Annotated in this window: 10 protein-coding genes; 3 read left to right on the top strand and 7 right to left on the bottom strand. The window is 37.9% G+C overall.

The window, feature by feature from the left end; genetic code table 11:
- Positions 1-19 precede the first annotated feature (19 nt).
- Positions 20-2,185 (top strand): phosphate acetyltransferase, encoded by a 2,166-nt coding sequence (gene pta, locus AC2INI_RS04345; protein WP_060990454.1) that lies wholly within the window; start codon positions 20-22, stop codon positions 2,183-2,185.
- A gap of 334 nt (positions 2,186-2,519) precedes the next feature.
- On the opposite strand, the gene AC2INI_RS04340 is transcribed toward pta, so the two are convergent.
- From AC2INI_RS04340 to znuA, 6 genes are all read right to left on the bottom strand, one after another.
- On the bottom strand, positions 2,520-2,762 hold the full coding sequence (locus tag AC2INI_RS04340; RefSeq protein ID WP_486305418.1) for a FeoC-like transcriptional regulator: 243 nt from the start codon (positions 2,760-2,762) through the stop codon (positions 2,520-2,522).
- Positions 2,759-5,035: a Fe(2+) transporter permease subunit FeoB gene (gene feoB, locus AC2INI_RS04335; RefSeq protein WP_486305417.1), complete on the bottom strand. Its 2,277-nt coding sequence runs from the start codon at positions 5,033-5,035 to the stop codon at positions 2,759-2,761. Before feoB ends, AC2INI_RS04340 begins: the two co-directional genes overlap by 4 nt.
- A 1-nt stretch (position 5,036) precedes the next feature.
- Positions 5,037-5,264 carry a FeoA family protein gene (locus AC2INI_RS04330; RefSeq protein ID WP_045101569.1) on the bottom strand — a complete coding sequence of 76 codons (228 nt, stop codon included), beginning with the start codon at positions 5,262-5,264 and terminating at the stop codon, positions 5,037-5,039.
- Between the two features lie 519 nt (positions 5,265-5,783).
- The gene (locus AC2INI_RS04325; RefSeq protein ID WP_486305416.1) at positions 5,784-9,188 is read right to left on the bottom strand and encodes a helix-turn-helix domain-containing protein; all 3,405 of its coding nucleotides are present in this window, start codon (positions 9,186-9,188) and stop codon (positions 5,784-5,786) included.
- A gap of 163 nt (positions 9,189-9,351) precedes the next feature.
- Positions 9,352-10,692: a murein DD-endopeptidase MepM gene (gene mepM, locus AC2INI_RS04320; protein ID WP_486305691.1), complete on the bottom strand. Its 1,341-nt coding sequence runs from the start codon at positions 10,690-10,692 to the stop codon at positions 9,352-9,354.
- Positions 10,689-11,573, bottom strand: coding sequence for a zinc ABC transporter substrate-binding protein ZnuA (gene znuA, locus AC2INI_RS04315; protein WP_486305415.1), 885 nt, complete (start codon positions 11,571-11,573; stop codon positions 10,689-10,691). Before znuA ends, mepM begins: the two co-directional genes overlap by 4 nt.
- 88 nt (positions 11,574-11,661) lie before the next feature.
- Here znuA and znuC point away from each other — a divergent pair, with 88 nt between their 5' ends.
- Both znuC and znuB read left to right on the top strand, forming a co-directional pair.
- Complete coding sequence (znuC, locus tag AC2INI_RS04310; RefSeq protein WP_122035632.1) at positions 11,662-12,432, top strand: zinc ABC transporter ATP-binding protein ZnuC; 771 nt, start codon at positions 11,662-11,664, stop codon at positions 12,430-12,432.
- A complete protein-coding gene (gene znuB, locus AC2INI_RS04305) occupies positions 12,429-13,214 on the top strand; it encodes a zinc ABC transporter permease subunit ZnuB (protein ID WP_486305414.1) in 786 nt (261 codons plus the stop codon). Before znuC ends, znuB begins: the two co-directional genes overlap by 4 nt.
- A gap of 53 nt (positions 13,215-13,267) precedes the next feature.
- Here the strand turns inward: znuB and AC2INI_RS04300 are convergent, their stop codons facing one another.
- On the bottom strand, positions 13,268-14,878 hold the full coding sequence (locus tag AC2INI_RS04300; RefSeq protein ID WP_486305413.1) for a methyl-accepting chemotaxis protein: 1,611 nt from the start codon (positions 14,876-14,878) through the stop codon (positions 13,268-13,270).
- Between the last annotated feature and the right edge of the window lie 236 nt (positions 14,879-15,114).

The following is a 15,114-nucleotide window of genomic DNA, read 5'->3' as shown; positions in this document are numbered from 1 at the left end:
TAGTGTAGAGGAATCTTCCATGTCTCGTACTATTATGCTTGTTCCAATCAGTGCTGGTGTTGGTCTAACTAGCGCAAGTTTGGGTGTTTTACGTTCTATGGAACGTAAAGGCGTAAGCGTTTCTTTTTACAAACCTATCTCTCAACCTCGTCACGGTGGTGATCAACCTGATCTAACTACTTCAATTGTGACTAGCAGTAGCGATATTAAAGCAGCAGAACCTACAACAGTTTCTCGTGCAGAAGAACTTCTACGTAACGATCAAACTGATGTTCTTTTAGAAGAAATCGTTGCTCGTTATAAGTCTATCAGTGAAGATACTGATGTGACGCTTATCGAAGGTCTTGTTCCTACTCGTAAGCACCCATTTGCTAACCAATTAAATGGTGAAATCGCAAAAACTCTGGGCGCTGAGATTGTGTTTGTAGCTACTCCTGGTACAGATAATCCTTCTCAACTTAAAGAGCGTATCGAAGTAGCATGTTCTAACTTCGGCGGTACTAAGAACAAACAAATCGCTGGCGTTATCATCAACAAACTAAATGCACCTGTTGATGAAGCGGGCCGTACTCGCCCTGACCTATCTGAAATCTTTGATGATGCAGATGCTACGACTAAGACTAATCTTGAAGTAATGCAAATCTTCAACTCTAGCCCTATTCGTGTTCTTGGTTGTGTGCCTTGGAAAATCGATCTAATCGCTACGCGTGCTATCGATATGGCTAAGCACCTTAATGCTGAAATCATTAACGAAGGTGAAATCGCGACTCGTCGTATTAAGAGCATCACTTTCTGTGCACGTTCTCTTCCGCACATGATTGAGCACTTCAAACCAGGTTCTCTTTTAGTAACTTCTGCTGACCGTCCTGACGTTATTGTTGCTGCATGTCTTGCTGCAATGAACGGCGTTGAAATCGGTGCTATCTTACTAACTGGCGGTTACGAGATCCCTAAATCAATCGCTGAACTTTGTAAGCCTGCACTAGATGCTGGTCTTCCAATCTTCACAGCGCAAGGTAACACTTGGCAGACTTCTCTAAATCTACAAAGCTTCAGCCTTGAAGTTCCTGCAGATGATAAAGAGCGTATTGAGTTTGTTAACGAACACGTTGCTAGCCACATTGATGGCCCTTGGATTGACTCTCTATCTGAAGGTACTGAAGGTATCCGTCGTCTAAGCCCACCAGCATTCCGTTACCAGTTAACTGAATTTGCTCGTAAAGCGGCTAAGCGTATCGTTCTTCCTGAAGGTGATGAACCTCGTACAGTTAAAGCTGCGGCTATCTGTGCTGAGCGTGGTATCGCGACTTGTGTTCTTCTTGGTAACCCAGAAGAAATCCGTCGTGTTGCTGCTCAACAAGGTGTTGAACTTGGTGCTGGCGTTGAAATCATCGATTCTGAAGCTGTACGTGAAAACTACGTTGCTCGTTTAGTTGAACTACGTGGCGCGAAAGGCATGACTGAAGTTGTGGCTCGTGAGAAACTACAAGATTCAGTATTCCTTGGTACTATGATGCTTGAAGCGGGTGAAGTTGACGGTCTTGTATCTGGTGCGGTTCATACCACAGCAAACACTATCGTTCCTCCATTCCAAATCATCAAAACAGCACCTGATGCTTCTATCGTATCTTCAATCTTCTTCATGCTTCTGCCTGATCAAGTTCTTGTATACGGTGACTGTGCGATCAACCCTGATCCAACAGCTGAGCAACTTGCTGAAATCGCTATCCAATCTGCTGACTCTGCAGCGGCATTTGGTATCGACCCTCGCGTTGCAATGATCTCTTACTCTACTGGTGAATCTGGTAAAGGCGCAGACGTTGATAAAGTACGTGAAGCAACAAAACTTGCTCAAGCAAAACGTCCTGATCTAATGATCGATGGTCCTCTTCAGTACGATGCTGCAATCATGGAAAACGTAGCTGCTTCTAAAGCACCTAACTCTCCTGTTGCGGGTAAAGCGACTGTATTTGTATTCCCAGACCTAAACACTGGTAACACAACATACAAAGCCGTTCAACGTTCTGCTGACCTAGTATCTATCGGTCCAATGCTTCAAGGTATGCGCAAGCCAGTAAATGACTTGTCTCGTGGCGCTCTAGTAGACGATATCGTTTACACAGTAGCTCTAACGGCTATCCAAGCTTCTCAAGCTGAGCAAGCTGAAGAAAAAGTAATTAACTAATTTTATGCTCTAGCAATAGAGTTTAGTTAACGAAAATAGAAAGACACGCGATGCAAATTGCGTGTCTTTTTTTGTGCTTATAAAGCAGGGACTAGGTACGAGTAATTAGGTAAAAGCGAGCAGAACTCTCAAGCTCTAGCTCCTCGCAACTAGAAACTAGAAACTAGAAACTAGAAACTAGAATATTGTAAGTGAATAAATAAATTAATAACCACCTTTTCTTTTGATCTTATCTAGTCCCTAAATTCTCGTCCCTAGCCCCCCTTTCGCCCATAAAAAAACGAGAACCAATTGGCTCTCGCTTTTATTTATCACTTTAATCTAAGTTAAGCGACTATCGTATGTAAGTTGTCATTAACTCATCTTTGTATACAGGCCGATACCAGACACGTTCTGCTTCTTGGCAGCACTGAGTCTTCTCACACCCAATAAGCTCACGAGTTAACTTCCCTTTTTTCACCCAGAGCTCAAGCATTGCATCGACACCATCTTCACTCATACTGAACTTCTTAGCTAAAGTAATACGTTCAACTCGACCTTGTTCATCAATGTACTGTTTAAGCTCTGTTAAAATCATACTAAGGCTGCCTCTTGTTGCTCTACTTCTTTGCTCTTGTGTTTCAAGGCAAGATAAGTCACTGCCATTGCGATTAGCGAAATTGCAATCCACATGCTACTTGTCATTGGTGCATTAGAAAAATTCGCAATTTGGTAATACAGCGTTGATGATACGTACGCTAATAACATCGTCCAACCCGCAATAAAGTAAGAGTACTGACGACCAAACTCTCGCATATATGCACCCATTGCAGCCACACATGGAGTGTAAAGCAGAATAAAGATTAAGTAAGCCATCGCACTTGCGCTTGTCACAAAGTGAGATTGTAGATTACCAAAGATTGAATCAGCAACACCCTGATCTTCAGCAACAGCATTAGAGTCTGTTAAGTCACCCACTTCAACACCTAGAGGATCTGAATAACTTAGGCCAGATAGGTTGTCAGGAATAGACATCACTGCTTCTTCAAGACTTGCCATTAAATCAAACTCAGCACCTTCATCTGCAGGATCTGAATATAAACTGTTTAATGTACCGACTACCGCTTCTTTTGCAAAAATACCGGTAATAATACCCACCGTTGCTGGCCAGTTATCTTCTTGAATACCAATAGGTGCTAATACTGGAGTTACAATTTGAGCTGCTTTTGATAACACAGAGTTTTCACTGTCTTCGTTACCAAATGAACCATCCATACCCAATGAGTTAAAGAAGCTTAAAATAGTTACAACAACAACAATCGTTTTACCTGCACCAAGAACAAAGCGCTTCAGTTTTTGCCATGTTTTAATCATGATGTTACGCATTGTTGGAAATTCATAATCTGGAATTTCCATGATAAACGTATCACTACGACCCGGATAAATAGTGTGTTTTAGCAATAAGCCTGTAAATACCGCAGCTAAAATACCAAGGAAGTACAAACCAAAGACTACGTTCTGACCATTTTCTGGAAAGAAAGCCGCAGCAAATAGAGCATAAACAGGAAGACGTGCACCACATGACATAAATGGAGCCATTGATGCTGCCAGTTTACGTTCACGCTCTTGCTCTAGCGTACGAGTCGCCATGATAGCGGGAACATTACAACCAAAGCCTAGAACCAAAGGAACAAACGCTTTACCTGGCAAACCAATCTTCTGCATTACTTTATCAAGCACAAAAGCGGCACGAGCCATATAACCAGAGCTTTCAAGTAAAGATAGGAATAAGTATAAACAACCGATCACAGGAATAAATGTCGCAACGGTTTGAATACCACCACCAACACCATCAGCGATAAGTGTAACTAACCAAACAGGCAAATGACCATCTAATAAATAATGGCTACCATCAACCAGTAATGCACCAACACCAATATCAAAGAAATCAATAAATGCACTACCAATGTTAATAGAGAACATAAACATCAGGTACATGACAAAGAAAAAGAAAGGAATACCGATCCATTTATTCAAAATTACACGGTCAATTTTCTCACTAACACTGTGGCTTAAACCACCTTCTTGGCGACGTAATTGCTGACATAATTGATGTAAAAATGTGTATCGACAATCCGCAATATGAAAATCAGCTTCGACTTGCGTCGTTAATACATTAGCGATATTAACCACTGCATTTCTTTTTTCTGCTTCTAATGCATTCAATACTAATGCGTCATTTTCTAATGCACGAATAGCCAGTGAACGACTTGATGCATAATCACTTGTAAATAATGATGACGCTTCCTCTATTGCCGCCTCAACTTGCTCACCATACGTCAACTCAAGCGGAGCCATTTTGATGCCTTGGGCAATAGATTTATGAAGTTTTTCTTTAAACTTATGAACTTGACCATTGTTGTTTGCAGAAAGTGCAAGTACTGGACAACCTAGTTTTTTCTCTAAACCTTTAATATCAAGAACTTGTCGTTGGCGCTTTAATACATCCATTTTATTCAGCACAACGATCATTGGGCGACCCAATTCTCGCAGCTGTAATGTCATGTATAAACTACGTTCTAAACAAGAGGCATCCACCACATTAATAATAACGTCGGCATCATGTGTTAGAACCGCTCTCGAAGCGATCGTTTCATCAAGGCTATTTACATCATTACCACTGTCTAGTGCATAAATGCCAGGTAAATCCGTTAATAAAAACTCATCACCAGAACACGTATATTTACCTGTTTTCTTTTCGACTGTTACACCAGCCCAGTTACCAACTTGTTGCTTTGCACCAGTTAGGCCATTAAATAAGGTTGTTTTACCACTGTTTGGGTTACCTACAGTTAGTACTTGATACTGCATCTTATAATTCCTTAACTGTGATCTGTTCTGCTAAATTTTTACGAATAGCGAGAGAAGTACCTCTTACGCTAATTTGTAATGGGTCACCCATTGGAGCTTTACGCAAAATAGAGATTTCCGTATGCGGTAGCATTCCCATTACCATTAGTTTCTTTCTTGTATCTGTTGGTAATAAAGACATATCTGTTACTACGGCTTTTTTTCCGCTATCTAATTGCGTTAGTTTCATCTCAAGCTCCACGATAGTGAGAATCATTATTATTTCGTTTCATTCTATAACTTACGCTTACATTTTTCTTGCGCTAAATCAATTTTTGTCAGTAAATTGACAAAAATCCTATAAATGTTCTATTTTAAAGAAAAATAAGTTTTCGGATTTCCACTATCAATTAACGTCAATTACGTTAAAAATACTTAAAAACCAAATGACGTTAAAATAAATTAGAAATAAGACAAAAGCGACACCATGTTAATAACAATTTAAAATCAACACCTTATGACTTAATTTGGTAATTTGTCGCTTTTGTACTAGAGAGTTGTCGTTATTTTGATATGTAAAATAAGCGTGGCGACGTATAGTTATTTACATCGAGAGGGAAACCTCTTAACTTTTTTATTCTAATAGAGGTAATAGGATTTCTCTTATTACCTCGGCAGCAAGCGAAGGTATCTTTGATGCCCGCGACGTAGTCCCCCCGGCTACGTCGCGATCTTTTTTTTCTTAGCTACTTTTCTAATTTCAATCCAATTACTCTTCATTTTCAGTGACAAATTGCGTTGGAGATAATCCATAATGACGCTTAAATCGTTTACTAAAATAAGATGGATCATTAAACCCCGAATCAAATGCCGCATCAGAGACTTTACTTCCTGAGATCAATAACTCACATGCTTTTTCTAACTTCACTTCAATCAAGTACTCCATAAATGAGCGTTGAGTTATCGTCTTAAATTTACGCTGAAAGTTTCGCTCAGAGATAAATAATGTTTTGGCTACAGCACGAGTACCAAACGCAGAGTCATGATAATTATCCTCAACTATTTGATAGACATCTATTAGCCACTCCTGTTGTATGTCTTTCTCAGCGGCAGTACTGCCTTCTGATTTTATACATTGAGTTTTATCACTCAATATATCGCTGGCAATAGGCCAAGAGAGTGCCAGTTCATTTTCACCAAGTGTGTTTTTTGTGATTTCAAAGTGGCCTCCATTTTGTACTGTTAATTGCTTAACAGAAGAAAGCCCTAAAGCTTGGTTGAGTACTTCTATAACCTCGGTTAAATCTACTCGCTTCAACTCTTCTAATTCATCGACACTAATGCTATCTCCTTCACTCAAGAAGTAAGCGATTACTCTCTGATCATGACAATCAATACGTATTGTCACTTGCTCACCAAACTGGCTTCTTTTTAATAAATTGAAAAGTAAATTATTAAAAATCGCATCAATCAATAATGGCTGAACAAAGACAGAGCAACTCGTTGAATGATCATCTAAATAGAGCTCAATGCCTTTTGTATGATACTCATCTTTCCAGCTCTTAACTGCAGCCCTTAGTAACGGCATAAATACCTGATTGGTTCGATTATTTTTTTGTAGCATCACAAAAGGTTCAATATTCGTTAACTGCTTCAATAACGTTAAGCTGTATTCACACTGATTCGCCAAAAGCAAATTAGTTAATGACCCTTTCTTTTGTAAGTTACTTTGAATTTCTCTGATTGGTTGCTCTGCTTGTTCTGCCATTTCAGATATTACATGCTGCCTTACTGTAAGTAACTTCTGTAATTGTCGATTGCTTGATATTAATGCCTTACCTTGATTACTCAACTGAAGCGTTTTCCGCTCTACTCGTTTTTTCAATTGTTCATTACTTTTTTTAATCTCTTTTGATCGCCAAAAATAAATACCAACCACACTAAGTAGAAGAAAACTAAACACTGCAAATATGAACCAAGGTGCGAAAAACCAAGGGACTTCTACATAGAATAAAAACTCGGTGACTTGACTGGTTCGTTGACCAATATTACGAGGCTTAATTCTTAAGGTATATTTTCCAGGTTTTAAAGAATCAAAAATAAGTGAGTTGCCATCAATATTTTGCCATGTTGCATCACTAGCACCAACTAACTGGTAGGAGAGAGCCGTGTTTTGAAACTCAGGTAAAACACCGAATAAAAAAGAGATACTTGCGCCATACGGGATAGGTTCTAAGCGCTTTTTATCAGATCCATAACTTACGGTAGAATGATCGATATTAATCTGACTAAAAACAACGTGTGGTTTCGTGATTTGATACTCAAGTAATTCTTGTTCATTCGCTAAAAAAAGACCATCTTTACTCACAAACATCATTGTTCCATTAGATGAAATAGAACATAGCCCAGTTAATAGTTCATTATTAATGAGCCCTCTTTGACTACCAAAGTGCTTGGTTAAACGACCTTGGTGAGTATATAAAGAAAGACCTTTACTTGATGACAACCAGACTCCATTACTGGTAGATAATACACAATGAGGCGTCGTATATTTTGCAGATAATGGGATGTCTCTTCTCCCTTTATTTTGCTCACTGATCTGCAAACCATAGTTACTTACTATCCATGAATTTCCATATTCAGTATCGACCATATCAAGAATGCTACCAGCACTAACATAGACGTAATCAAATGTCAGGGCGCCGTTTTCGTATCTATACATACCCATATTTGTACCAATAGATAGTTGGCCATTTTTATTTTCATATAAATGAGTAATTTTACTAGAATATTTCTTCTCTAAAACCCAAGAAAAACCCAAGTCCATCAACTGAGTGGTCTTGGTATTATATTTGTATAAACCATCATTACTGGAAAACCATAAAATACCGGAAGAATCCATTAGCAAGTTATCGATATTCTTACTCTTAATTCCCTCAAGCCCCTTTGGCAGGTTAATTTCTTTTGTCTTTCTATCAACTTGATAAACACCAGTTGTCGTCCCAGCCCATACAAAACCTTGCCCATAGCTAAGATCATTTACATGATGTGACATTACTTCATGAATAGGTGATTGTAAGTCCAACGAATTTATCCAAAATAATCCCGTCGTAGAACTAAACCAGGCATTGTCATCTGGGGTCTGCAAAATAGCGGTTATTTCATTCATATCTAGTCTCCCATTCGCTTCTTTATAGCGAATACGAGAAAATAATCGACTGCCATCAGAGTAATAGCTAACACCATTATCGGTGGCAACCCAAACCCCATTATTCTTATCTTCGAGTAAGGCATAAATTTTATTGCCTTCCAGTGAGTAATCATCTCGAACAATCGATTGAAAGTATTCAAGTTGTTGGCTTGAAAAATTCCATTTATATAAACCATTATCGGTTCCAAACCAAAACGATTGATTTGTCTCAGCAAATGACAATAACGATTTTTTGATTGGTATCTTGCGAGCGATCGTTATCTGCTCTTCTACTAACTCTGTTAACCAAATACTGTCATGTGTGCCAAGAATGATTTGGCCTTTTTCTTCTGAATAAAAAATAGCATCAATGTACTGCCCCAAATATAGCGGGGTATACGTTTTTGTTTCCTGATCAAATTCAAATAACCCTTCTGAAGTTGCCACTAGCCAGCGTTTATCAATATAAATAGCATCCGTTATTTCTATTTCATTGATAATAGAACTAGTATTCGAACCTATAATATTCGCACTAATGAATGATTTATCTTCAGGTTCGTAAATGAAAAATTGCTCTCCATCATGCCCCCAAAATACACCATTGCTTTGGTGTAAACTGCGTTGTTTACTGTCCAGCGGTAGTTTGAATTCAATGTTAAAACCAGCCTGATCAGACCAACTCTGAATTTTATTCTCTTTAATAAACCAAAATTTATCATCAAAATATGAAATTTCTTTGGGACGTTGTGTACCTGATTTGTCACCTAGCGTGAAAATATTTTGTCCATCAAATAAATGAATTTGTCCATACACGTCGTACATCCAAACTGCACCATCATCGCGTAAGAAAAGCTGCTGAGCCGTTATATACTGACCATCAGTATGAATTGGCATTGGATAGAAAATCGTATTGCTTGCAAAAGAAGAAGTAAAAGTAGAGAAAGAGAGAAAAATACTTAGCGTAAGTATTCTGAATAAAGACATCTACTCGCCTTGAGATAAAAAATAAAGGGTTCAATATGATAGAAAAAGTCTACCTATATAGCAATGAAGGAAATTCGATTATCAATGTTGGTGAGAGGAAAAAACAAAAGCCCTTTTTATTTAATAAATAAAAAGGGCTTTAATTGAAGTTAATTAACTATTCTTAAACTTGATCGCGTAACGCATCAATCGTTAATTGAGCTTGCTGTTTAAAGTGCGCTCTTTCCGCTTTAGCAACGGGGGACGCCTGAGGTAATGGGACTTTCAATGCATTTACTGCACGGCCATTTTTAATTAGCTCATAATGCAAGTGAGGGCCAGTTGAGCGACCAGTATTACCACTTAAGGCAATCTTATCTCCCATTGATACTTTCTGCCCTTTCTTCACTAAAATCTTACTTAAATGAAGATAACGCGTCATGTACTCACGCCCATGTTTGATAATCACATAGTTACCCGCAAGAGGGTGATGTAAAGCTCTCACAACAACACCATCACCAGTGGCGTAAACAGCAGTTCCTACAGGAGCGGCAAAATCGGTTCCGTTATGTGGTGAAATACGCCCTGTTATTGGGTGTTTACGGTACGGATTAAACGGCGAACTAACTCTAAAACGTTGATGTGTTGGGTAACGTTCTAATGCTCGGTTCAAACTGCGTCCTTGAACATCATAATAATGTCCATCGGTATGTTTAAGTAATGTGATTTCTCTATTACCATTTTTATACAATACCGCTTCTACATCACCAGATGACACGGCTTTACCATCAATAAACTCTCTATTGATTTCTACCGCAAATTTATCACCTTTACGCGCTTCTTTGCCAAAATCAAATTTCCACTGTAATTGCTTCGCTAGTATCTGAATTTGACCAGGTGTTAGACCTGCTGCTCGTGCTGAATTATAAAAATTACTGGTCACTCTACCTGTTAGAAATACCGGTTTAATTTCACCTTTCTCTTCTACTTGATCAAAGGTGTACTGGTTTCCATTCCAAGCGTAAACATCAGTGTTTTTAATATTACGATGAATTTTTAACTCAGTTAATTTTCCATCTTCATCCTGTTGCCATTCTAAATCAACACCGACACGCATATTTGCCGCTGATTTATTCACTTCAAGCAGTGAATACATATCAGACATTGGCAATGCATATTGATTAAAAATAGCACCTAATGTCTCACCTGAAGCTACAGTATGAGAGTGTAAGATATCTTTTGCGGCTAGTTGTTCATCTAGTTCATCTTTAGGCGCATTAAATTCAGGATCATTAGGTTCAAAAATCGTACCTACTGGTTCACTGTTTTGATCTGCTAATGTTTGAAGATTTTCGCTTGATAAAGAAACCTCATTTCTATTTGAAACAGAAGAGGTACTCTGTAAGCTATGTGTTGGTTTCCAGATAAAAATAGCGCAAGTAAATAGGAATAAAGACAATAGAACAAACTTATGCCTTTTAGATAGCGTACCCAATCTAGTTGCTATAACTTCTTTATATTTTATTGACTTAGACAACGTGATAACTCATTACTGATGGTTGATAAAAATATAAAATAAGCACCCTCTTCATCTGCTTGCTGTATCGCTAAAGGATCTAGTTCACCTTTATGCACCTCAGTACCTCTGGTAATTGTTGTTACAATTGCTGGTTCAAACTGAGGTTCTGCAAAGACACATACTGCTTGCTGATTTAAAAGTGATTTTTTTATCTTAATCAAAGTTTTTGCACCCGGTTTTCTATCCGGACTCACCGTAAAGTGCCCCAAGTTATTCATTCCAAAATAACGTTCAAAATAGCCATATGCATCATGAAATACAAAGTATCCTTTATCTTGCACTGGCTTAAGTTGGTCTGAAATTGTCTTCACTGCCTGTGTTAACTTATTTTCAAACACAGCAAGGTTAGACTGATATTGTTCTTTATTCAATGGATCCTTTTTAATCAGCTGTACGGTTATCTCTTTTGCGACACCTAATGATTCCTTTGGACCTAACCAAAAGTGCGGGTCGGTATTGTGATGATGACCATCGTCTTCACCATGAGCATGTTGATCAAAATGGAAAAAATCAACCGAACTAAACTGGCTAATCGTCACTACATTTTTTTGATCTTCTAATATTTTACTTAAAAAAGGTTCTAAATCATTTCCATACCAAATGATCATATCTGCTTTTTTGACTTTCTTTATATCTGAAGGGCGTAATGCATAATCATGAGGAGAAGCACTTTGAGGTACAAGATAAGAAGAATCTGATACACCACGTGTTAATTCTTGCACAATTAAGTGAATAGGCTTCACTGAAGACAACACTGTCATCGCTTGGGCTTGAGCCCCTAATAAAGTGCATAAACACAAGGCTATAAATTGAATTTTTTTACTCATGAGCTTCTCTTAAAAAATGTGATGGCGATTGGATTTCTAAAATGTTACATTATAACACTTACTAATTGCAAATGACTCTTATTAAAAAATGACTGCATTACTTACTTTACAAGATGTCTGCGTTGTCTTTGATGGCCGCCATGTTCTTGATAATATCTCATTATCTATCGAACCAAATAAGATCATTACCCTGATCGGCCCTAACGGCGCGGGAAAATCAACATTAGTGAAGGCTATTCTCGGTTTACAAAAACCTACTAGCGGCCTAATTAAAAGAGAAAAAAAATTACGTATTGGTTATGTACCTCAAAAACTGCACTTAAATGATTCTCTTCCTCTTACTGTTCAAGGTTTTTTAAAACTAGCAGGAAAATACAGCCAGCAAGAGCACCTTGATGCATTAAAGCTAGTCGAGGCTGAACACTTACTTCACTCTAATATGCATAAATTATCTGGTGGAGAGTCACAACGTGTACTACTTGCTAGAGCTTTATTGCAACGCCCTGATTTACTTGTTCTTGATGAACCAGCTCAAGGTGTCGATATTCAAGGACAAATTAGCTTATATGCGTTAATTGAATCTATTCGCCATCGTTTTAATTGTGCTGTGTTTATGGTTTCACATGACCTACACCTTGTAATGGCAAAAACAGATGAAGTAATTTGTCTTCAGCACCATATTTGTTGTTCTGGTGCACCTTCTTCTATCTCTAAACATCCTAAATATATTGCATTATTTGGTCAGCAACGAGATCAACAACTCGCGTTTTATCATCATGACCATCGCCATGACCATGATTTATCTGGTGAGCCAAGTGATGGCTCATGCTGCAATAAAAATAAAAAGGCGTCATCATGATTGAGTTTTTACTTCCAGCTCTTTTAGCTGGATTAGGTATTGCATTACTTGCAGGTCCATTGGGCTCTTTCGTCGTATGGCGAAAGATGGCGTATTTTGGTGATACCCTTGCTCATGCTTCTCTACTTGGCCTATCGCTTGGTTTTTTATTCGATATCAATTTAAATTTAGCCTTGATTGTCTGTTGTGTTGCCATCGCATTATTATTAGTGACATTACAAAAACAACGGTTAGTCGCAACTGATACCTTGCTTGGAATTTTAGCCCATAGCTCCCTATCGTTAGGTTTAGTGGCAGTTAGCTTTCTAGATAATGTTCGAGTTGATTTAATGTCTTATTTGTTTGGTGATTTACTTGCCGTTACTTATGACGACTTAATGTATATCTATACTGGCGTCATCATTGTTTTAGGCTTGATATACATCGTATGGCGACCACTACTGTCATCAACAATTAGTGAAGAGTTGGCTCAAGTTGAGGGAGTAAATGTAGATTTAATGCGTTTAGTCTTGATGCTGATGGTTGGATTAGTCATTGCTATTTCGATGAAATTTGTAGGCGCGTTGATCATTACGTCATTACTGATCATTCCTGCGGCAACCGCGAGACGTTTTTCTCGATCGCCAGAGCAAATGGTTTTGCTTTCTTCTATTTTTGGTTGTATTGCTGTTATTGCAGGTTTAACTCTGTCATGGCATTACGATACTCCAGCAGGGCCTTCTGTAGTTGTTTCTGGTGCTGCTATATTTATGCTATCTCAACTAAAAAAAGCACGTACCTAATTCTATAAAACAAAGCAATACTGCCTATTGCAGTATTGCTTTATCTATAGCATCTAAAGCTTAAATCGACTTACGATCACTGTTAAGTTATCAGCCATCAAACCTAATCTCTCCGACTGCTGTTCAGTTGCATCTACATCTGATGCATTTCCTTTCGCAAAAATATTAATTTCTGCAATTAATTGGTTAACGCTCGATGTTGCAGTTAATTGCTCTTCTGCAGATGCTGAAATTTGGCTATTCATTGTTTGAATGATTGCAACAGACTCAAAAATAGAACTTACTGTATGTTGAGTATCTACCGTTTTTTCCGCAATTTGATGCGCATCATCCGAATTACTTTGCATCAAGGTTACTGATTTTACGGCTTCATCTTGCAACTCTGCAATCATAGTCGATATTTGCGCGGTACTGTCTTGGGTTCTACTTGCAAGCAATCTCACCTCATCAGCAACAACAGCAAAACCTCTTCCACTCTCTCCCGCTCTTGCTGCTTCAATCGCCGCGTTTAAGGCCAACAAATTAGTTTGGTCTGCAATGCTACGGATCACATCTAATATGCTGCCTATGTTCTCGGTTTTGACTTGTAGATTCGCAATGACTAATGAAACATCTTTAATATTAACTGCTAATGCCTGCATATCACTATTCATATTCCCAATAGTATTGATGCAATGACTTGAAGTATGATTAACTTCTAAAGCCGAATCAGAAGCCTGAATGGCACTTTTAGTTACTTCATCAACACTAACCACAATTTGATCTGTCGCTACAGCCGCTTGCCCTAATTGATCCATTTGAGCTTTCATACTGATATTCATTGTATGAGCTGACGAAGATAAATGATGAGACGATTCACTTAATTCAAGGGTTAACTTATTAATATCTGTCACTAATTCTTTAATGTTTTGCGCCATTTCAAGAACACGCCCATAAATACCAATATGACGACTGTTTGTGGCATTTATATGTGTTAAGTCACCACGAGAAATACGATCAATAACATTTAAAATAATCTCAGGATCATTGCCTAGTGTTTTGTTATATTTTCGAACCGCAAAAAACATAACAAGCCCAATAAATACATTAACAATAAAACCAATGGCTAACCCCTCAAGAAGAAAAGCTTTAAAAGTGTCATTTACTTTTTTCTCTTGAACACCACTGCCTAAGTACCAATTCCAATGCTTGGTTTTAACTGCTATAGATTTTACTTCTGTTGTTATGTTCTCGCGAGTTGTAAACCAAGAGTAGGTAATAACTTGCCCTGCTACAGTAAGGTTACTGATAATATGACTTTTTGCTTCAAGACTAACAATGCTTTCAAATGACTGGCCGATAATTTGAGGATCTAAAGGTGCCGCTAAGAAGACTAAATTTTCATCTGTCATCCAAATATATTCATTATCCGAGTATGCGTAACTTTGCATTAACTCACTAGCTAATTTCTTTGCTTTATCTTCATCCAACTCACCTGAAACCACTTTTTGCTCTAGAGTCGCAATCGTATTTTTAGCGTTTGTGAGTAAGTTTTCTAGCCTTGTTACATTGTTTGTTTCTAACGTATACCTAACGTTGTATGCGCCCATAATAATAGACCCAAACATTGCAGCAGAAAAAATCAGATAAATAATGACATACTTAGTTGTAGTATTAAGTTGCATGTGTCTTCTCAAATAAAATAACTATTAATAATTTATACCAATATTAAAATTGGCATTAAGTGCTATTCATTCTTGAGTTTTGTTATACGGACTGAGCAAGTGCTCTGATTAATTTAATAAATCATATACTTACTTAGATAGGTATGAGGCGTATCCTGAGAAAGAAAAGCGCCGAATCTTATCAAAGGATTGATTATTGTTTATACTTTTTTCTCTCACCACATTTGTAAGCAAAT

This window comes from Aliivibrio friggae (assembly GCF_057368515.1).
The sequence above is the reverse complement of the archived record's forward strand: the minus strand, read 5'-3'. Positions and strand labels throughout refer to the sequence as shown.